The 19,809-nt window shown below is 67.8% G+C and carries 18 protein-coding genes; 10 read left to right on the top strand and 8 right to left on the bottom strand.

Going from position 1 to position 19,809, the window contains the following annotated elements; all coding sequences use genetic code 11:
- Window positions 1-2 precede the first annotated feature (2 nt).
- Complete coding sequence (locus ACUVWL_RS21005) at window positions 3-422, bottom strand: Imm70 family immunity protein (RefSeq protein ID WP_142235180.1); 420 nt, start codon at window positions 420-422, stop codon at window positions 3-5.
- A 186-nt stretch (window positions 423-608) separates the two neighbouring features.
- On the opposite strand from ACUVWL_RS21005, the gene frmR reads away from it, so the two are divergent.
- From frmR to ACUVWL_RS21030, 5 genes are all read left to right on the top strand, one after another.
- On the top strand, window positions 609-884 hold the full coding sequence (frmR, locus tag ACUVWL_RS21010) for a formaldehyde-responsive transcriptional repressor FrmR (protein WP_005411009.1): 276 nt from the start codon (window positions 609-611) through the stop codon (window positions 882-884).
- 58 nt (window positions 885-942) lie between these two features.
- Window positions 943-2,052, top strand: coding sequence for an S-(hydroxymethyl)glutathione dehydrogenase/class III alcohol dehydrogenase (locus tag ACUVWL_RS21015; RefSeq protein WP_049440659.1), 1,110 nt, complete (start codon window positions 943-945; stop codon window positions 2,050-2,052).
- Between the two features lie 8 nt (window positions 2,053-2,060).
- Window positions 2,061-2,417, top strand: a complete 357-nt coding sequence (locus ACUVWL_RS21020; RefSeq protein ID WP_049440658.1) for a YqcC family protein — start codon at window positions 2,061-2,063, stop codon at window positions 2,415-2,417.
- Window positions 2,418-2,480: 63 nt separating this feature from the next.
- The gene (gene fghA, locus ACUVWL_RS21025) at window positions 2,481-3,311 is read left to right on the top strand and encodes an S-formylglutathione hydrolase (RefSeq protein WP_445978723.1); all 831 of its coding nucleotides are present in this window, start codon (window positions 2,481-2,483) and stop codon (window positions 3,309-3,311) included.
- Between the two features lie 159 nt (window positions 3,312-3,470).
- Complete coding sequence (locus tag ACUVWL_RS21030; protein WP_049408786.1) at window positions 3,471-4,916, top strand: GGDEF domain-containing protein; 1,446 nt, start codon at window positions 3,471-3,473, stop codon at window positions 4,914-4,916.
- Between the two features lie 39 nt (window positions 4,917-4,955).
- Here the strand turns inward: ACUVWL_RS21030 and ACUVWL_RS21035 are convergent, their stop codons facing one another.
- Window positions 4,956-5,426 (bottom strand): hypothetical protein, encoded by a 471-nt coding sequence (locus ACUVWL_RS21035; protein WP_126411355.1) that lies wholly within the window; start codon window positions 5,424-5,426, stop codon window positions 4,956-4,958.
- 5 nt (window positions 5,427-5,431) lie between these two features.
- Entirely contained in the window at window positions 5,432-5,878 is a 447-nt protein-coding gene (locus ACUVWL_RS21040) for a universal stress protein (RefSeq protein ID WP_049408788.1), read from the bottom strand.
- Window positions 5,879-6,019: 141 nt separating this feature from the next.
- Between ACUVWL_RS21040 and ACUVWL_RS21045 the strand changes: the two genes are divergently transcribed.
- The 4 genes from ACUVWL_RS21045 to ACUVWL_RS21060 all read left to right on the top strand — a co-directional run bounded on the left by ACUVWL_RS21045 (window position 6,020) and on the right by ACUVWL_RS21060 (window position 11,132).
- Window positions 6,020-6,937: a LysR family transcriptional regulator gene (locus ACUVWL_RS21045; RefSeq protein WP_014648381.1), complete on the top strand. Its 918-nt coding sequence runs from the start codon at window positions 6,020-6,022 to the stop codon at window positions 6,935-6,937.
- A gap of 153 nt (window positions 6,938-7,090) precedes the next feature.
- Window positions 7,091-8,620: an MFS transporter gene (locus ACUVWL_RS21050; protein WP_197605633.1), complete on the top strand. Its 1,530-nt coding sequence runs from the start codon at window positions 7,091-7,093 to the stop codon at window positions 8,618-8,620.
- A gap of 20 nt (window positions 8,621-8,640) precedes the next feature.
- Window positions 8,641-9,723 (top strand): HlyD family secretion protein, encoded by a 1,083-nt coding sequence (locus tag ACUVWL_RS21055; protein WP_445978724.1) that lies wholly within the window; start codon window positions 8,641-8,643, stop codon window positions 9,721-9,723.
- On the top strand, window positions 9,720-11,132 hold the full coding sequence (locus ACUVWL_RS21060) for an efflux transporter outer membrane subunit (RefSeq protein ID WP_445978725.1): 1,413 nt from the start codon (window positions 9,720-9,722) through the stop codon (window positions 11,130-11,132). Before ACUVWL_RS21055 ends, ACUVWL_RS21060 begins: the two co-directional genes overlap by 4 nt.
- Before the next feature lie 174 nt (window positions 11,133-11,306).
- On the opposite strand, the gene ACUVWL_RS21065 is transcribed toward ACUVWL_RS21060, so the two are convergent.
- The 5 genes from ACUVWL_RS21065 to ACUVWL_RS21085 form a co-directional block, all read right to left on the bottom strand.
- Window positions 11,307-11,645 (bottom strand): hypothetical protein, encoded by a 339-nt coding sequence (locus ACUVWL_RS21065; protein ID WP_005410998.1) that lies wholly within the window; start codon window positions 11,643-11,645, stop codon window positions 11,307-11,309.
- A gap of 77 nt (window positions 11,646-11,722) precedes the next feature.
- Window positions 11,723-12,664: a DegV family protein gene (locus ACUVWL_RS21070; protein ID WP_445978726.1), complete on the bottom strand. Its 942-nt coding sequence runs from the start codon at window positions 12,662-12,664 to the stop codon at window positions 11,723-11,725.
- Between the two features lie 95 nt (window positions 12,665-12,759).
- On the bottom strand, window positions 12,760-13,392 hold the full coding sequence (locus tag ACUVWL_RS21075) for a 2-hydroxychromene-2-carboxylate isomerase (RefSeq protein WP_032956588.1): 633 nt from the start codon (window positions 13,390-13,392) through the stop codon (window positions 12,760-12,762).
- Between the two features lie 20 nt (window positions 13,393-13,412).
- Window positions 13,413-14,675: an amidohydrolase family protein gene (locus tag ACUVWL_RS21080; protein ID WP_014648375.1), complete on the bottom strand. Its 1,263-nt coding sequence runs from the start codon at window positions 14,673-14,675 to the stop codon at window positions 13,413-13,415.
- On the bottom strand, window positions 14,675-16,084 hold the full coding sequence (locus tag ACUVWL_RS21085) for an amidohydrolase (protein ID WP_445978727.1): 1,410 nt from the start codon (window positions 16,082-16,084) through the stop codon (window positions 14,675-14,677). The genes ACUVWL_RS21080 and ACUVWL_RS21085 overlap by 1 nt, the downstream gene beginning before the upstream one ends.
- A 255-nt stretch (window positions 16,085-16,339) precedes the next feature.
- On the opposite strand from ACUVWL_RS21085, the gene ACUVWL_RS21090 reads away from it, so the two are divergent.
- Window positions 16,340-19,729 carry an autotransporter domain-containing protein gene (locus ACUVWL_RS21090; protein WP_445978728.1) on the top strand — a complete coding sequence of 1,130 codons (3,390 nt, stop codon included), beginning with the start codon at window positions 16,340-16,342 and terminating at the stop codon, window positions 19,727-19,729.
- The last annotated feature ends 80 nt before the right edge of the window (window positions 19,730-19,809 follow it).

A 19,809-nucleotide genomic window follows, 5' to 3' on the forward strand; every position in this document is an offset into this window, starting at 1 on the left:
CGTCAGTAGTCGACGATCCGGGCGGACGTGTCTTCGCCTTCCTGAAGTGCTTCAAATACCTCAGCCAGAAGCGCGATCAGATCGCGCCCATGTGAGGTGACGAAGTAGGTCGCCAGGCTGTCGATGTCGCCAGCGATATCGTCTCCCCACGGTGGACGCTGGGTTCGATCCTCGAACGACCAGATGACACGGGCTGGCGGAAGCTCGGCCAGCTCGCGGCGGACCCTATGCAGTTCGGCCAGCGCGTCGGCAGCATCTGATTGCTGCAGTCCGCCGGCGTACAGTTGCCTCATGAGGATAGGGAAACGGCTTCCCCATCCATCCGGTTCCAGATTGCCGGTGATCGTCGAGAAGAACGCGTACAGAAAGTCGCCGCTGCCGATCTCATCGGTGATGCGCCCGAGCTGGATACCAACGCCCATTACCTGTTCCTGATTCTGTAGTTCCCAGAGCATGCCTCATGTGTTGATGGTAGAAGCTGGGTTTCTGTAAATGATTGATCCTAATGAATTCAAGGGCGCCGCTGCGGAGGCGGGAGATGCCATTCCCGTCACCTTGAGAACATCTGTGTATACTATCCCCCAGTATAGTTCCGAGGTGGCCTCGCCATGCCGCACTCCCCCGAAGAGAAGAAGAAGGTCCTGGCCCGCGTGCGCCGCATCCGTGGCCAGTGCGATGCGCTGGACCGCGCGCTGGAAGCTGGCGCCGACTGCGGGCCGGTGCTGCAGCAGATCGCCGCCATCCGTGGCGCGGTCAACGGCCTGATGTCCGAGGTGATGGAGGCCCATCTGCGCGAGGAGTTCGGGCAACCCGCCGCCTCCGACGAACAACGCGCCGAACGCGTGCGCGACATGAGCGCGTTGATCCGTTCGTACCTGAAATAAACGACGGCGCAACATGGCGCCGCCCATCCTGTCATTGCCTGTCTCTGGAGAGTCCACCATGAAGTCCCGTGCCGCCGTCGCCTTTGGTCCCGGCCAGCCGCTGCAGATCGTCGAGATCGACGTCGCCCCGCCGAAGAAGGGCGAAGTGCTGGTGAAGATCACCCACACCGGTGTCTGCCACACCGATGCGTTCACGCTGTCCGGCGATGATCCGGAAGGCCTGTTCCCGGTGGTGCTGGGCCATGAAGGCGCCGGCATCGTGGTTGAAGTGGGCGAGGGCGTGACCAGCGTCAAGCCGGGCGACCACGTGATTCCGCTGTACACCGCCGAGTGCGGCGAGTGCCTGTTCTGCAAGAGCGGCAAGACCAACCTGTGCGTGGCCGTGCGCGCGACCCAGGGCAAGGGCGTGATGCCCGATGGCACCAGCCGCTTCAGCTACAACGGTGAGCCGCTGTACCACTACATGGGTTGCTCGACCTTCAGCGAGTACACCGTGGTGGCCGAAGTGTCGCTGGCGAAGATCAATCCGGAAGCAAACCCGGAACACGTCTGCCTGCTCGGCTGCGGCGTCACCACCGGCATCGGCGCGGTGCACAACACCGCCAAGGTGCAGGAAGGCGACAGCGTGGCGGTGTTCGGCCTCGGCGGCATCGGCCTGGCGGTGATCCAGGGTGCGCGCCAGGCCAAGGCTGGCCGCATCATCGCGGTGGACACCAATCCGTCCAAGTTCGAACTGGCGCGCGAATTCGGCGCCACCGACTGCATCAACCCGAAGGATTTCGATAAGCCGATCCAGCAGGTCATCGTCGAGATGACGACCTGGGGCGTGGACCACAGCTTCGAGTGCATCGGCAACGTCAATGTGATGCGCGCGGCGCTGGAATGCGCGCACCGTGGCTGGGGCCAGAGCGTGGTGATCGGCGTGGCCGGTTCGGGCCAGGAGATCTCCACCCGTCCGTTCCAGCTGGTGACCGGCCGCAAGTGGATGGGCACCGCCTTCGGTGGCGTGAAGGGCCGCAGCCAGCTGCCGGGCATGGTCGAGGATGCGATGAAGGGCGATATCGAACTGGCCCCGTTCGTCACCCACACCATGGAACTGGACAAGATCAACGACGCCTTCGACCTGATGCATGAAGGCAAGTCGATCCGTTCGGTGGTCCACTACTGAGCCGCAGCGTGGGCTGGTTCGACGCCCTGCGCAGGCCGCGTGCGGAGGACCCACGCGCGGCCCTGGTCGACCCGATCGAGCAGGCGCTGCGCGCGCTGGGCTGGGTCGAGGGCGGCGTGGGTCCACCGCGCGTGGTGGACTCGCCCTTCGGCATTGATGAAATGCCGTTCGAGCACTGGCTGGCACAGGTATTCCTGCCGCGCCTGCACGAAGCCCGCGCCGACGGCCAGTGGCCACCGCGCAGCGACGTGGCGGTGGCGGCGTACCGCAACCTGGACGGCCAGCCTGGCGTCGAATCGTTGCTGCGCCTGCTGGCACAGCTGGATGAACTGATCAACCAAGGCGTCCACGCCGGGCGTGGATAAGCCGACCAAGGTCGGCATCTACCAGAAGCACGCGTGCGCTGACGCGCCGCGCAGGAGAGCACCATGGAACGCATTGAACACCGCGCCTGTTTCGGCGGCTGGCAGGACGTCTACCGCCATCATTCGACCACGCTGGGCTGCGACATGCAGTTCGCCGTGTACCTGCCGCCGCAGGCGGAAACGCAGACGCTGCCGGTGCTGTACTGGCTGAGCGGACTGACCTGCACCGAGCAGAATTTCATCACCAAGGCGGGCGCGCAGCGCTATGCGGCCGAACACGGCGTGATCATTGTCGCGCCTGATACCAGCCCGCGCGGTGATGACGTGGCCGATGCCGAAGGCTACGACCTGGGCAAGGGCGCAGGGTTCTACCTCAACGCCACCCGTGCACCGTGGGCGAAGCACTTCCGCATGCATGACTATGCAGTGCACGAGTTGCCGGCGCTGATCGAAGCGGAGTTCCCGGCGACCGGCGCACGCGGCATCAGTGGGCACTCGATGGGCGGCCACGGTGCGCTGGTGATCGCGCTGCGCAATCCGGGGCGCTACCGCAGCGTGTCGGCGTTCTCGCCGATCGTCGCGCCCAGCCATGTTCCGTGGGGGCAGAAGGCCTTCCACGCCTACCTTGGCGACAACCCGGCCGACTGGGCGCAATGGGACGCCTGCGCATTGATTGCCGCGGCCAGCGAGCGCCTGCCGTTGCTGGTCGACCAGGGCGAGGCGGACGAGTTCCTGCAGACCCAGCTGCAGCCGCAGCGCCTGCAGGAGGCCTGCGCCGCTGCCGGCCATCCGCTGACCCTGCGCCTGCAGCACGGCTACGACCACAGCTACTACTTCATTGGCAGCTTCATCGGCGAGCACGTCGCCCACCACGCCCGCGCCCTGCACGGCTGAGCCCCCGGGAAAAAGGGGACGGAGGGGATTAAGTCGCATTTGCCGCTGTGCCGCAAACGACTTAATCCCCTCCGTCCCCTTTTTCAGCGATGGATCACACCCTCGTGGCGTCGCCCCGCGCTATCGTGCGCGTAGACGGCCTTGCGGATCGGGGGATGCATGCCGGTAGTGCTGGCGCTGCTGTATGTGCTGTGCCATGGCCTGGTGCTGGCCTTGTGGCCTGGTCCGGCCGGGGTAGGCTCCTTCGTTTTCCTGACCGGTGCCCCGTTGCTGGCGGCGGCCGCCTGCCTGTGGCGGGCCCGCCGCGACCGCGCGGCACTGGGGTGGCGCGCCACGGCATTGGCGCTGCTGCTGTGGGCCGGCGGCATGGCGTTCAACATGATCGACGCCCTGGGCGCCGGGCGTGCCGATTTCACCCCGCGCGCAAGCCTGTTCCTTTACGTGCTCTACGGTGTGCCCCTGGTGTTCATCCTGGCCAGGGCGCGCCGGGAACGGGTCAGCATCAGCCTGATCGATGCGGCCATGGCGGCGCTGCTGGGCGTGCTGTTCTTCGTGCACGCGCAGTCGTTCGCCGCCCGCGTTGACATCGACGACCACGCGTTGTCCAACATGCAACGCATGTTCGATATCCAGAACCTGTGCATCGCCGTGTTCGCGGTGGTGCGCTGGCTGGCCGGCGACGTTCCCGAGCGGCGTACCTTTTTCCGCGCGCTGGCGATGTATGCGGCGACCTACCTGTTGGTGGCGTATTACATCAACCACTACACCTCCGGTGATGCGTTCGGTGCCTATGCGGATCTGCTGATCGATCTGCCGTTCCTGCTGCTGGCGCTGCTCGCACTCAGCCAGGCACCGGCGCGGGTCCTGACGCCGCATCCGCGGATGGCGCGCACGGTGCAGGCGGCGGGCCCGATGATCCTGCCGCTGCTGCTGCTGGTGGTGGGCACCCTGGTGGTCGACCATGCCCGGCCCCTGGCCGTGAGCGGTTTCGTGGTGGCGACGCTGGGGTTCGGCCTGCGCAGCATCCTGCTGCAGGTGGACCTGATGGAACGGCAGGCCTCGCTGGACCAGCTGGCGCGCCAGGATGGCCTGACAGGCGTGGCCAACCGGCGCGAGTTCGACGCGCTGCTGCTGGCCGAGTGGAATCGCGCACGGCGCAGTGGCACCGAGCTGGGCCTGCTGCTGTTGGATATCGATCATTTCAAGGCCTTCAACGACCGCCACGGCCATCCCGCCGGCGACCGCTGCCTGCAGGCCGTGGCAGCGGTACTGAAGGCGAGCGCCGGTCGCGCCGGTGACAGCGTCGCACGTTATGGCGGCGAGGAATTTGCGGTGATCGTGCCCGGAAGCGCGCTGTCGGGCGTTCTGGCGCTGGCCGAGCGCCTGCGCCAGGCGGTGGAAGCGCTGCCGTTGCCGGAAGGATCGGTCAGTATCAGCATCGGCGTGGGTTACCTGCATCCGCCGGCTCTGGCCAGTGCCGATCAGTTGCTGGCAGACGCCGATGCCGGCCTGTATGCCGCCAAGCGGGCTGGCCGCAACCAGGTGATCCTGCATGCGCACGTGCTGGATGACGAGGGCAGCACGCACGGAACGATGGACTGCTGAGCAGCTCTCTGCATGCGATCACACGGGGGGCGCGACGGCTTATCGCTGCCGCAACCAGCCGGTCGGATCGAGCAGCCTCAGCCCGACCGGTGACAACGAGCGCTGCCGCAACGGCAGGTTTGCCGCCTGCACGGCCATTGCACAGCGCGCCAGCTGCTGGCGCAACGGTGCCAGCGAGTCGTCCTCGCGGGGCCGTGCATGCCGCCATTGCGCGATGCGCAGCAGGCAGACCAGCAGGTCCAGTTCACTGGCGGCAATGAAGGGAGAGCCGGCCGGCAGCAGATCGATCGGAGCGGCGGGGGTGGCCAGCAGCGGCAGCAGGCCGATGAAGGCGTCGCAGCCCTCCTGGCCAAGCCCGAGTCCGCTCAGCTGGGCAAGGCCATCGGCCTGCAGATCGGGGTCGCGCAACTGCCGTATCGCGCCCAGCAGCGCCTGTTCGCCCCGGCCGAACTGTCGACCGAAGGCGCGGTAGTTGACCCGGGTGGGAAACAACGGGGAACGGGAGGCCATGGTGGCTAGGGCTGTGGGTCGCGGGTTTCCACCAGCACCGGACAGGGCGCGTGGTCGATGGTCCATTGCCCGATCGAGGGTTCGAACAGGCGTTCCAGCCGGGACAGGTGGCGATGGCCGATCACGATCAGGTCGCACTTCAGGCGCCGGGCCTGCTCGCTGATGACTTCGCCGGGATCGCCGGAGGGGATCTGCGCGATGGCATCGACGCCGCGCTCGCGCAGTTCGGCCAGGGCTTCGGCCAATACTGCCTCGGCGCGGGAGCGCTGGCGGGCGGCTTCCGGATACTCGGTGCGATCGGCTTCGCTGGCATCGGCCGCCAGCGCGAATTCGGGGTCGAGCACGCACAGCAGGTGCAGGCGGCTGTGGGGGCCGGCGATGGCGGCGGCCAGGTCCAGCACGCGTGCGTGCTGGGGGCCACCATCCAGGGCGACCAGCAGGGTAGTGAACATGGATGTCTCCTTGGCAGGACGGGGATGGTCGCCGATGTCACCGCGCGCACCCATGCCGTGCGCGGCAGTCAATGAATGCGTCGAACGCAATCCACGGTGGTTGCAAGTGCCGTAGAGTCATCTGATTTACTGGAGACTGTCATGCCCCTGCCGGACCTGAACCTGTTGCTGGCACTGGACGTACTGATTGACGAATGCAGCGTGGCCGCCGCCGCGCGCCGCATGAACCTGAGCGCGCCGGCGATGAGCCGCACCCTGGGCCGGATCCGCACTGCGCTGGGTGACCCGGTGCTGGTGCGTGCCGGCCGCGGTCTGGCGCCCACGCCCCGCGCGCTGCAGCTGCGCGAGCAGGTCCGCGATGTGATCGAGCAGGCCCACCGCGTCTTCAACGCTGGTCGTGAAGTGGACATGCGCGTGCTCGAGCGAACCTTCAGCGTGCGCGCCAATGATGTCTTCATCGGTGGATTTGGCGGTCGCCTGCGCGAGATCTTCCGCCAGCAGGCACCGCGCGCGGTGCTGCGCTTCGTGCCCGAGGGCGATACCGACGATGATGCGATGGCGCAGGGCCGGATCGACCTGTACATCAGCACCGCCGGCAAGCATGCGCCCGATACCAAGGTGCAGAACCTGTTCAGTACCTCGTTCATGGGCGCCGCGCGCGAGGACCATCCACTGTTCGACGAGGAGATCAGTGCAGAGCGCTTTGCCGCGTGTGACCACATCGCGGTGTCGCGCCGTGGCCTGCCGCGTGGGCCGATCGATGATGACCTGGCCACGCTCGGCCTGCAGCGCCGCGTGGCGCTGATCAGCCCGACCTTCCACGGTGCGATCTTCGCGGCGGCCGAATCAGACCTGATCCTGCCGCAGATGCCAAGCGTGATGCTGGAGCGGATCGTCAGCATGCGCCTGCCGCTGCGCCTGTTCCCGCTGCCGATCCCGGTGCGTACCGCGGCCATCGTGCAGGCCTGGCATCCGCGGCTGGACAACGATGCCGCGCACCAGTGGCTTCGCCGTTCCATCAAGACCATGTGCGAGCGCGTCGAGGACGCCCACCGCTGAGACCCGCAGGCGTGCGCTGGACGCACGCCTGGGATGCCGGCGACGCCATTTTTCACAGGGTACCGGCTCCCTAGACTGCGCTCCCCGGAGTTTCACTGAGCGCATTCCAATGACCCTCAACATGCCGTGCACTGCACGGATCGGCGCCTGGCGATGAGTGCGCCGGCCGCCGCTGTCCCGGCCGCCGCAGCGCCCCGTCCTGCCGCCGCCCCCGGGCTCGATCGCCGCATTCTGGTCGGCCTGTGTGGCGTGCTGCTGGCGGTGCTGGTGTCCGGCTTCAACGAGAACATCACCAAGGTCGCCCTGGCCGACATCCGTGGCGCGATGGGTTTCAGCGTCGACGACGGCAGCTGGATCGTCGCCCTCTACAGCGCGATGTCGGTCAGCGCGATGGCCTTCGCGCCGTGGTGTGCCGCCACCTTCTCGCTGCGCCGCTTCGCATTGGCGATGATCGGTGGCTTCATGGTGCTGGGCGTGCTGTGCCCGCTCGCCCCGAACCTGCAGGTGTTCCTGCTGCTGCGTGCATTGCAGGGCCTGTGCGGCGGTGCACTGCCGCCGTTGCTGATGAGCGTGGCGCTGCGCTTCCTGCCGCCTGGCATCAAGCTGTACGGCCTGGCCGGCTACGCGTTGACGGCGACGTTCGGCCCGAGCATGGGCACGCCGCTGGCCGCGTTCTGGGTCGAGCAGGTGGGCTGGCACTGGGCGTTCTGGCAGATCGTGCCGTACTGCCTGGCCGCCATGGCGATGGTCGGCTGGGGCCTGCCACAGGACCCGCTGCGGCTGGAACGCTTCGCCCAGTTCGATGGCGTTGGGCTGCTGCTCGGCCTGCCGGCGCTGGTGCTGCTGGTGCTGGGCCTGGTGCAGGGCCCGCGGCTGAACTGGTTCGATTCGCCGATGATCACGCTGATGATCGGTGGCGGTGCCGGCCTGATGGTGCTGTTCATGATCAACGAATGGTTCCACCCGCTGCCGTTCTTCAAGCTGCAGTTGTTGGCCAATCGCAATCTCAGCTACTCGCTGGTCACGCTGGGTGGCGTGCTGTTCGTGCTGCTGGCGGTGATCTCGATCCCGTCCGGCTTCCTGGCCAGCGTGCAGGGCTACCGGCCGCTGCAGACCGCACCGATGCTGCTGTGGGTGGCACTGCCACAGGTGATCGCGCTGCCGCTGGTGGCGGCCCTGTTGAACATCCGCGCGGTGGACTGCCGCTGGGTGCAGGCCACCGGCCTGGCGATGCTGGCACTGGCCTGCTGGCTGGGCTCGCACCTGGACGTGGCCTGGATCCGCGACAACTTCCTGGGGGTGCAGCTGCTGCAGGTGTTTGCCCAGCCGATGGCGGTGCTGCCGCTGCTGATGCTGGCCACCGGCGGCCTGGCGCCACAGGATGGCCCGTTTGCCTCGGCCTGGTTCAACACGGTCAAGGGCTTCGCTGCGGTGTTCGCCGGTGGCGTACTGGATGCCATCGCCCAAGGCCGCCGTCATTTCCATTCCACCGTGCTGGTCGACCGCCTTGGCGAGCAACCGTGGCTGGCCGATGGCCCGCAGCTGGGCGCGCGCCTGCATGCACAGGTACAGGCGCTGACTTCGGCCGACCTGTACTGGGTGGTCGCACTGGTGGCGCTGGCCTTCATTCCCCTCATTGCCTGGATGCCCACCCGCATCCATCCGCCACGCGCCGTGGCCTGAACCTTTCGCAGGAACCCCTCATGACGATCAATCGAACCCCTCTCAACACCGGCCTGGGCCTGGGCCTGCTGGCCCTGGCCATCGGCGCGTGGCTGCTGCTGCGCGATGGCGGTCACCAGACCACCAACAATGCGTACGTGGTGGCCGACTACACCCTGGTAGCGCCGAAGATTGCCGGCTTCGTCAGTGCCGTGGACGTAGAGGACAACCAGTCGGTGAAGGCCGGTGATGTGCTTGCCCGCATCGACGACCGCGACTACCAGGTGGCACTGCAGGCTGCGCGTGCCGACCTTGCCAATGCCCGTGCGCAGCTGGCCAATGCGCAGGCCGCACTGGCCCAGCAGGACTCGCTGATCGCGCAGGCCAGGGCCAGCGTCGATGTCAGCCGTTCCGAACTGACCCTGGCCAGTGCCGACCAGCAGCGTTACCGCGAACTGGCCCGTGATGGCGCCGGTACCGTGCAGAACGCGCAGCAGGCGCAGTCGAAGCAGGCCGTGGCCAGTGCGCATCTGCAGCAGGGCCAGGCCGCACTGTCGACCGCACGCCAGCGCACCGACATCCTCAGCGCGGGCGTGCAGGCTGCACAGGCGGCGGTGCAGCGTGCAGAAGCGGCACAGGCACGCGCCGAACTGGATCTGTCGCACACCGTGCTGCGTGCGCCGATCGATGGCATGGTCGGTCGCCGCGCAGTGCGCGTCGGTGCCTACCTGACCCCGGGTACGCCGGTGGCTGCGGTGGTCCCGCTGAAGCGCGCCTTCGTGGTCGCCAACTTCCAGGAAACGCAGATGACCCGCATGCAGGCCGGCCAGCAGGTCGAACTGAAGGTGGACGTATTCCCGGGCACGCCGCTGCGCGGGCACATCGACAGCATTGCACCAGCCACCGGCGTCACCTTTGCTGCAGTCGCACCAGAGAACGCCACCGGCAACTTCACCAAGGTGGTGCAGCGCATTCCGGTGAAGATCGTGCTGGAGCCGGGCCAACCGCTGCTGGACCAGCTGCGTGCCGGCATGTCGGTGGAAGCCAGCGTTGACCTGGGCAGCCGCGCGCGTGCGCAGAGCATGCAGCACGGACCGGGCCACAAGCGCGGGGAGGGCGCATGAGCGCCATTACCGTTTTCCGCACCTTCGTTGCGGCCAGCCTGTGCACGGCCCTGGCTGCCTGCGCGATGGGCCCGGACTTCGTACGCCCGCAGGCGGAACTGCCCGGCCACTGGCGGGGTGGGGCTGTCGCCGGCAACGCCATCGATCAGGACGCCGCCTGGTGGGCCGGCTTCGACGATCCGCTGCTGGGGCAGCTGGCCCACCAGGTGCTGGCGGCCAACCTGGACCTGCAGCTGGCCGCCAACCGCGTGCAGCAGAGCCGCACCGCGCGCGGCATCACCGCCGCCGATCGCCTGCCCAGCGTCAGCGCGAGCGCCAGTGGCGTGCGTGCACGCAACAGCGAGGTGGGCCTGAATGATCCGTCCGGCAACGGCGGCCGTGATGACTACGGGCTGTTCCAGGCCGGTATCGGCCTGGGCTGGGAACTGGACCTGTGGGGCCGCGTGCGGCGCCAGGTGGAAGCGGCCGACGCGCGCGTGCAGATGGCCGAGGAGGATGCACACGCCGTGCGCATCGCGCTGCTGGCGGAAACCGCGCGTGATTACCTGCAGCTGCGTGCGACGCGGCAGCTGCTGGCGATCACCGAGGACAACCTCAGCATCGCGCATGACATCAAACGGCTGACCGAGGCGCGCCAGAAGCAGGGCGTGGCCAGCACGCTGCAGGTGTCCAGCGCGGCCGCGCAGGTGGCTTCGCTGCAGGCGCGCATCGCGCCGCTGCGGCATCGCGAATCGCAGTTGCGCAATGCGCTGGCGTTCCTGCTGGCACAGCCGCCGCAGGCACTGGACGCGCAGCTGCAGGATGCACGCCGTGACTGGCCGGCGTTGCCAGCGGTGGCGGTGGGTCTGCCGAGTGAACTGGCCGAGCGTCGCCCGGACATCCGTCGTGCCGAGGCGGCACTGCATGCGGCAACGGCCGGCATCGGCGTGGCCAAGGCCAGTTTCCTGCCGCGCATCACCTTGAATGGTGACGCAGGCTTCCAGGCCAAGCAGCTGGATGACCTGGATGGCTGGAACGCGCACCGTTTCAGCATCGGGCCGTCGATCAGCCTGCCGATCTTCCAGGGCGGGCGGCTGAAGGCGAACCTCGCGCTGAGCAGGCTGCAGCAGCAACAGTCGGCCCTGCAGTTCCGCCGTACCGTGTTGCAGGCCTGGCATGAGGTGGACGACGCCATGGACGGCTACAGTGCCGAGCAGCAGCGCACGGTGCAGCTGCACGTGGCGGTGGATGAGAGCGAGACGGCACTGGGGGCGGCGCGCCGGCAGTACCAGGCCGGCGTGGTCGACATGCTGGACGTGCTGACCACCCAGCGCATCGCGCTGGACAACCAGGCCGCGCTGGCCAACAGCCAGGCCGCCGCCGCGATCGCGCGTGTAGAGCTGTACCGCGCGCTGGGCGGTGGCTGGTAGCGATAGGGGAAACGCCGGGCCATGCCCGGCGGTTCGTCGGTAGTTGCCAACCTTGGTTGGCAGCTTTCTTGGAGGGCCAACCAAGGTTGGCGTCTACCAGAGCATGGTCATCGGCACCGGGTCGATCACGACACGGGCACGGTAGCGCCGGGCCATGACCGGCGGGCGGGTGCCTCAACGCACGTCGCGCAGTTCCCAGTGGCTGCCGGCCAGCAGGCGCAGGCGCTGCTTGAACACGTCACTGTCGATGCGGGTAGTGGCGACCAGGTTGATGCGCAGGTCCTTCTGCTCGCCGGTCACGGTGGCCTCCGGGTCGGTCACGCCCCACTGCGGTTCCACCGCATCCGGGTCGGGCTGCTTGGCCTTCCAGCGTTCGAACAGCGTGCCGCTGCGCAGGGCATCCTGCAGCTCTTCGGCGAAACCGGCGGCGCCCTGGGAATGGAAGGACAGGTCAGGGTCGTTGCCGCGGGCCTTGGACGGATCGGGCAGGCTGATGTGGTACTGCGCAGGCATGGAGTTCTCCTTGAAGTGCGGCAAGGCTGGCACAGTCGGGGTGGAATCGATGTGCAGATTCCGGCCGTGGCCAGCGCTCATTCGAACCGATGCGGCCCATCGGCAAATCCCACGGTGACCGCGCCCTTGCCGACGTTGACCATGCCGGTCAGGCTCATCACCGATTCGTGCACGGTCACGCCATGGCCGGCGCAGACCTCTTTCATCTGTGCATAGCCGGGCAGGCTGCGCAGCTCGTCCAGTTCGCCGCCGTAGCTGACGCACACCGTCGGCGTCATCAGCCCGGCACGCACGCGCTGGCCGACCACCGCGAACAGCTTCTGCACGGCGCTGTCGAAGCCCTTGATCTTGGCCACCGGCCCGGTCTCGCCACGGTAGCCGTGCAGCACCGGCTTGATGTCCAGTGCACTGCCCAGTGCCGCGCTGAGCAGGCCGACACTGCGGTCGCCCTTGTGCCGCGCGCGTGCGCGCATGTAGTACAGGTCGCGGGTGATCATGTAGCCGTGCACGTTGCCGGCCAGTTCTTCCAGCCGTTCGCGGATCTGCTGCACGCTGGCGCCACTGTCACGCAGGCGGACAGCCTCCACCGCGGTCACGGCCTGCGCGGCGAACAGGTTCTGGGTATCAAGTACGCGCAGCGCGAACGGCGAGTTGTAGCCCGCTGCCTGCCGCACCGGCTTGTAATCGTTGAGGATGGCGAAGCTGGCCTGCAGCGCGTTGTCGTGGATCGGGCTGCGGGTCTTGGTGATGGTCATGCAGAACACGTGGTCGTAATCGATCACCAGCTGCTGCAGGAACAGGTCGCGGATCTGGTTGACGCTGAAGGGGATGGTTTCCGCTTCAGCGCCATGTTCGGCCACATGCGCGTGCAGGAAGCTCAGGGTGGCCTGCTCATCGCGATGATCGGCCAGCACGGCTTCGCCGATCCGTACGGTGATCGGCAGCAGCACGATGTTGTGCTCGGCAATGAAGTCCTGCGGCAGGTCGCAGGCCGAGTCGACGACGATTCCGATGCGCATCCGCGGCTCCCCCTCCAGGGCGGTTGTAGGTTCGGAAATGTGAAATCTATCTCAAATTCCGGCGTGGCGCGCGAGGGAAACGCGGCACGCCCTGTTCAGCGACTGCGCTGCACGGCCACCGGAAGCTCGGCCAGGCGCTGCCATTCGGGCTGCCGCAGCAGATCCGGGTCGGCCAGCACCGCCGCCATCAGTGGGTGGGCGTCGTTGCCCCAGAACAGTTCGCCATCGATGGCCAGGGTCGGCACGCCGAACACGCCGGTTGCAATGGCGGCCTCGGTGTTCCTCCGCAGCTGCTCCTTGACCGCGGGAGTCGCGATGGCGCTGGCGACATCCTCGATCCCCAGCCGCGCGGCTGGTTCGCGCAGGGCCTCGGCGCTGTCGGCGGCATTGCCGTCGCGCCAGATCCAGTCGAACAGCACGTCCACCGCCTGTGCGCTGCCACCCGCGGCCAGGCACAGGCGCAGGGCAGACAGCGGATTGAACGGGTGGCCCGGCGGGAACCGCAGCGGTGTGCCTTCGGCCTGCGCGGTCCACAGCAGCTGGCGGTAGATGAAGCGGCGCTTGGCCGGAATCTCGGCCGGCCCGAGGTTGCCCAGGTGATGCAGCACGGCACCAAAGGCGATCGGCACCGGCTGGATCCGCGGGAACTCGGGCAGCTGCTTCAGCTTCTGCCAATGCAGGTAGGAGTACGGCGAAACGAAGTCGAAATACCAGCGCAGGGTGGCCATGGTGGTGTCCTTCAATGCGGTCAGGGCTGCGCGTTGCGCAGCAGGTAGCGATCGCGCAGCTCGGTCTGGCGCGAGCGCATCGGCATCGCCCGGCCGCCCAGCCAGACCTGTTCGGCATAGTGCGCCACGTCCAGCGGGTCGCCCTCCCACAGCACCAGGTCGGCACGCTTGCCCGGCTCGATGCTGCCGATCTGGTCGGCCACACCGAACGCCTGGGCCGGCACCCGGGTCAGGCCGGCCAGGCCGTCGGCCCAGGGCAGTCCATTGGCCACGGCATTGCCGGCCAGCTGGCGCATCTTGCGGGCGTTGTGCGAGGCGTCGCCACGCTGCACGAACGAGACCGCCACGCCGGCCCGTTGCAGGCGTGCCGCATTTTCCAGGGTTGCACCGATCTGGTCGAAGCTGGCCGGCAGGTTGGACAGCACGTCGACGAACACCGGCACCTGCGCGGCGGCCAGCTCCGGTGCCAGCTGCCAGGCTTCGCTGCCACCGGCAATGGCGATCTTCACCTTCTCGCGGGCGGCCCAGCGCAGCAGCTGGCGGATGTCCGCCGCACGGTCCACCTCCACCACGATGCGGCCCTGGCCGGCCAGGTAGCGGCCCAGCGTGCGGCGCCCGGCCGGGGTCAGCAGCGCATGCGGTGAGTCCGCGGCGACCTGGCCACGCGCCTCGTCCACCATCTGCTGCAGCAGCATCCATTGCGCCGCACGCGAATGCCCGGTCAGTTCCACTGCGGCCGACCCCAGGCGCAGGAACAGCGCGCGCGGCCCGAGGGGATCGGCGCTGCCGTCCAGCCGCATCACACCGCCCTGGCCAGCGACGAAGCCGCCACCGGTGGCGGCCCCCAGGGCGGTGAAGCCGATGCCGTCCAGGCGCGCCACCGGGATCAGCACCGAGGCCGGGTTGTAGGCCAGGGTGACATCGAATTCGGGGCGCAACGGTTGTTCGCCGATCTTCAGCGTGCTGTCGACCGTGCTCGCTTCACCGGAGACTTCTTCGATGCCGATCTCGGTGATGCCCCCGAACAGCGCGGGTGTCAGCGGGCGGCCATCGGCCTCGACGACGTTGGCCCCGGCCGGTGCGGACAGCCCGTTGCCGACTGCGCGGATGATGCCGCCCTGCACCAGTACATCGGCGTGCTGCAGGCTGCCGCGCGCGCTGGCCGTATGTACGGTGGCGTTGCGGACCAGCAGGTCCTGCGCCTGCGCGGCTGCGGAGAGGCAGGCCAGCACCATGACCGTAGCGCCGAGCCATGCCCGGCGACGCTTGTTCAACGCGCCCATCAGTGCACCTCCTGGCCGAGCTGGAAATCGGAACGCGGCGTCGCTGCCGGCGCACTGCGGTCGTACAGGCGGCGGCCGTCGATGAAGACCTGTTCGGCCAGCGCGTAGGAACCGAAGGGGTTGCCGTTCCAGACCACTACGTCGGCCATCTTGCCGGCCTCCAGGGTGCCGGTCTGGCCTTCAATGCCCAGCGCTCTGGCGGCATTGGCCGTCATCCAGGTGATGGCATGTTCGGGCGTGATCTCCGGCATGTGCGCGCGGCGCGCGGCGGCGATCACCTTGGCCGCTTCCTGGTTCAGGCGCTGGATGCCTTCGGGCGAATCGGAATGGACGATGGCGCAGCTGTTCTTCGGCCGGTCGACCAGTGCGATGTTCTCCGGAATGCCATCGAAGGCTTCCATCTTGAAGCCCCACCAGTCGGCCCACAGCGCACCGCAGACGCCGTCGGCGGCCAGCCGGTCGGCCAGCTTGTAGGCCTCTACGCCGTGGTGGAAGGCCGCCACCTTGAAGCCAAATTCCTTGGCCAGGTCGAGCATGGTGGCCATCTCGTCGGCGCGGTAGCAGTGGATGTGCACGCGGATGTCGCCTTCGATCGCGCCGGCCAGCGTGTCCAGCTTGAGATCGCGCTTGCCGCCGGCATCACCGGCGCTGTCGCCCTTGTCGCTGCCGAACCAGCCCTTGCGCTTGGCCGGCTTGGGTTTGTTCTTGGCGATGTAGTCGGCAGCATCGATGAAGGCGGCGCGGTAGCCGGCAACGTTGCCCATCCGCGTGGCTGGGGCGACGCCCTTGCCTTCGCCGTAAACCCGTTTCGGGTTCTCGCCGCAGGCCATTTTCAGCCCCCACGGAGCACCCGGGAATTTCATGGCCTGGTAGGTGATGGCCGGCACGTTCTTCAGGGTCACGCCACGGCCACCGACCAGGTTGGCCGAGCCAGGCAGCACCTGCATGCTGGTCACGCCTCCGGCCAGGGCTGTAGCGAAGCCCGGGTCCTGCGGCCACACCGAGTGCTCGGCCCAGACATTGGCGGTGACCGGTGCGGTCATCTCGTTGCCGTCGCTGTGCGCGCCGACGCCCGGGCTGGGGTACACGCCCAGGTGCGAGTGCACGTCGATCAGGCCCGGGGTGACCCACTTGCCCCGCGCATCGATGCGGGTGACCCCGGCATCGGCCTGCAGCTGGCGGCCCACGGCGGCGATGCGGCCCTCGCGCAGCAGCACGTCGGCGTTGTCCAGGCGCTGGCCGGTGCCGGTGAGCACGGTGGCGTTCTGGATCAGCACCGGCGCATCGGGATGCGCCCGGTAGGTGCTGGGGTAGGGATCGGCGACGAAGCGCGAGGCGCCCATCGCCGGTGCCGTGCTCAACGAAACCAGCGCCATCCCAAGAGCGGCGCGCAACACCATCGATGCCATGCAGAGATCCCCAACCCAAGCGTGAATCCGCCGACGCTATCCGTCGTCGATACCACTTGCCAAGTGACCTTGGGCAGGGGCAGGGGTGGGGATTTTCCTATACAAAAATTCTGAACGAAGCATTAATTTTTTGTGACACCTGCCGCTACCAACCGGTGGGACAGCGAGCGCTGACCCGCCGTGAGGTGTGCTTTCCATTGCTCCATGACGGAGCTGCACCTGAAATATTTCAAGGAATCAAGGACGTAACTGCAGATGATTGTCTTCCCGTCGTATCGCTCCACCGCTTCCCGCCGCTCGATCCTCCCCTCACCCCTGGCCTCGGCCATTGTTGGCTCGCTGCTGATGGCCGCCGCTCTGCCGGCGCTGGCCCAGGACAGCAACGCAGACGCCTTGTCGCGTTACCAGTTCCAGCGCAGCCTGCAGGCCGCGTTTGCCGCACCGGTCCTCACCGCTTCGCCGTCGCTGGCCGTCGCCGCCGCCGCCGATGTGGAAGTCGATCCGGAACCCATCATGGGCAAGCCGGGTGATGCCGCCAGCTGGCGCACCACCGAATTCAACAGCGACTGGGGCCTGCAGGCGATCAACGCCGATGTGGCCTACGCACGCGGACTGACCGGCACCGGCATCCGCCTGGGCGTGTTCGACAGCGGCACCGGCCTGGACCACGACGAGTTCGCCGGCAAGGACCACCGCAGCATCCATCTGGCCGATGTGCTGGCCGATGGCAGCCTGTGCGCGCGCGAAGTGCTGAGTGGCCCGGACGCCTGCTTCGCCAGCGACGGTGACCAGGTGGCCGTGTCCTACCAGCTGCTCGACCCGGACTATGCCGATCTGCTGGAGCGCAATGGCTTCTACGAAGGCCTGAGCTACAACGTGCACGGTACCCACGTGTCGGGCACCATCGCCGCCAACCGTGATGGCCACGGCACCCACGGTGTTGCCTTCGGCGCCGACCTGAGCGTGGCCCGCCTGTTCTCCAACAGCGCCACCTACCTGTCGGTGGTGAATATCGGCGGTTCCCTGTATCTGGACGAACAGACCATCGCCGCCATCCAGGCCGACGATTCGATCTACCCGCAGCTGTATGCGCAGATGAACGAGCAGGGTGTGCGCGCCATCAACCACAGCTGGGGCCTGGCCAACGAGCCGACCACAGCGGAAGACCTGGACATGTACCAGTCGCACCCGGTGTTCGCCGCCAGTCTGGCTGCGATGGCCGAAGGTTCGCGCAGCAGCGGCCTGATCCAGGTATGGGCCGCTGGCAACACCGATTCGCCCAACACTTCGCCGGAAGAAGCGCCGATTGCCGGCATGTATGCCTCGCTGCCGCGCGCCGTCGCCGACGTCGAGCCGTACTGGCTGGCCGTGGTCAACGTCAATCAGGACCTGGAGCTGAGCAACCGCTCGATGCGCTGTGGCCTGGCGGCGAACTGGTGCCTCGCCGCGCCCGGCTCGAACATCAACTCGACCGTGTACGGTCCCGATTCGGTGATCGAAGGTGATTTCTACGATGACAATGGCAACCTGGTGGTGGACATCATCAGCCAGACCCCGTCGTCCGATTACGAGGAACTGAGCGGCACGTCCATGGCCGCCCCGCACGTCACCGGCGCGCTGGGCCTGCTGTTCGAGCGCTTCCCGTACCTGGACAGCGCGCAGGTGCGCGACGTGCTGCTGACCACCGCCACCGACCTGGGTGCTGCAGGCGTGGACGATGTCTACGGCTGGGGCCTGATGAACCTGGCTGCGGCCGTCGAAGGCTACGGCTCGCTGCGCGTGGACACCGATGTGGTGATGAACCAGAAGGCCGGCGGCCTGAAGGTGTGGGAAGGTGATGCATGGGACGACTGGACCAATGATATCGGCGGCCCGGGCAAACTGACCAAGAGCGGCATCGGCTGGCTGCGCCTGAGCGGCGACAACAGCTTCAACGGCGCGGTGGTGCGCGAAGGCGTGCTGGAACTGGACGGCGTGAACACGCTGACCAGCGCCGTGGACGTGACCGGCGGAACCTTCCTGCTGAACGGCACCCTGCAGAACACAGCGCTGAACAGCCTGGGCGGCAGCAGCCGCATCACCGCCACCGGTGTGCTGGACGGCTCGGACCTGACCGTCACCGGCGGCGTGGTGTCCTTCAACGGCGTGCAGACCGGCGGCAGCACCTTCGTGGGTGAAAAGGGCACGCTGAAGGGCGTGGGCCAGCTGGGAAACACCACCGTGGCCGGCATCATCGCTCCGGGCAACTCCATCGGCACGCTCACCATCAACGGTGACTATGTGCAGACCGCCACTGGCGTGTACCAGGCCGAGGTGGCCCCGGGCAGCCGCAGCGACCAGCTGCACGTGACCGGCACCGCCACCCTGGGCGGCACCCTGGTGGCGCTGCCGGAACCGGGCACCTACTACCTGGGCGAGCAGTTCAACTTCATCCAGGCCGACGGCGGCGTGAACGGTCGGTTCGCCAGCACCGATTTCAGCGCCTTCTCGCCCTTCCTGCAGTTCGGCCTGGCCTACTCCGCCGCCGGCGCGCGCATTGAAGTGACCCGCGGCAACGCGCTGGCTACCGCGGCCACCACCGCCAACCAGTTGGCCGTGGCCACCGTGGTCGACGGTCTGGCGGTCAACCAGGGCCTGCCGCGTCCGCTGACCATGCTGTTCCCGGAACAGGTGGGCAGCGCACTGGACAGCCTCAGCGGCGAACTGCATGCCGCCACCAGCGCGGCCCTGCTGGAAGGCAGCCGCTACGTGCGTGATGCCGCGCTGGCCCGCCGTGCCGGTGCCGCTGCACCGGGTGCCGAAGGCGGCGACGCCACCGGTGTGTGGGTGCAGGCCCTGGCCGGCAGCACCACGCTGGATGGCAACACCAACACCGCCCGCACCGAAGCCAACAGCAACGGCCTGCTGGTCGGTGCCGACCGCGAGTTCGGCGGCTGGCAGGTGGGCGTGCTGGCCGGTACCGGCCGCACCGACGTGAAGCAGGGCGAAGGGCGCCGTGCGAGGTCGAAGGTGGACAACACCCACTTCGGCGCCTACGCCAGCCACAACTGGGGCGGTTTCGGCCTGCGTGGCGGCCTGGCATGGAGCGAACACGATGTGGACAGTACCCGTGAGCTGGCGTTCGCCGGTTACAGCGACACCCTGAGCGCCCGCTACGACGCGCGTACCCGCCAGGCCTTCATCGAAGCGGCCTACCGCTTCGGTGGCCGCGAGGCCGGCCTGGAGCCGTACGTGCAGGTGGCCCGCGTGGAAGTGGACACCAAGCACGTGAACGAGCGTGGCGGTGCTGCGGCCCTGCAGGGTTCGGTGGACGACGTGCGCACCACCCTGGCCACGGCCGGCGTGCGCTTCGACAAGGGCCTGAAGGCCTCGTTCCAGCAGGACAGCTGGTTGCACGTGCGCGGCGCGGTGGCGTACCGCCACGCCAGCGGCGACCGCAACCCGTCGGCCCGCCTGGGCTTTGCCACCGGCGGTGACAGCTTCGTGGTCAACGGTGCACCCATCGCCGACAGCGCGGTGGTGGCCGAACTGGGCCTCTCGGCCTGGCTGACCGCCAGGCAGCAGCTGGAACTGGGCTACAGCGGCCAGTTCGGCGACGAAAGCCGCGACCACGGTGCCAACCTGCGCTGGTCGGTGCGTTTCTAAGCCACCGGCTCCCGCAGGGAAACCAGGAGGGGCGGCCGTTGGGCCGCCCCTTCTCTTTGTGTGGCAGGGCAGGCGCAGCG

It is taken from the genome of Stenotrophomonas muris (assembly GCF_052751275.1).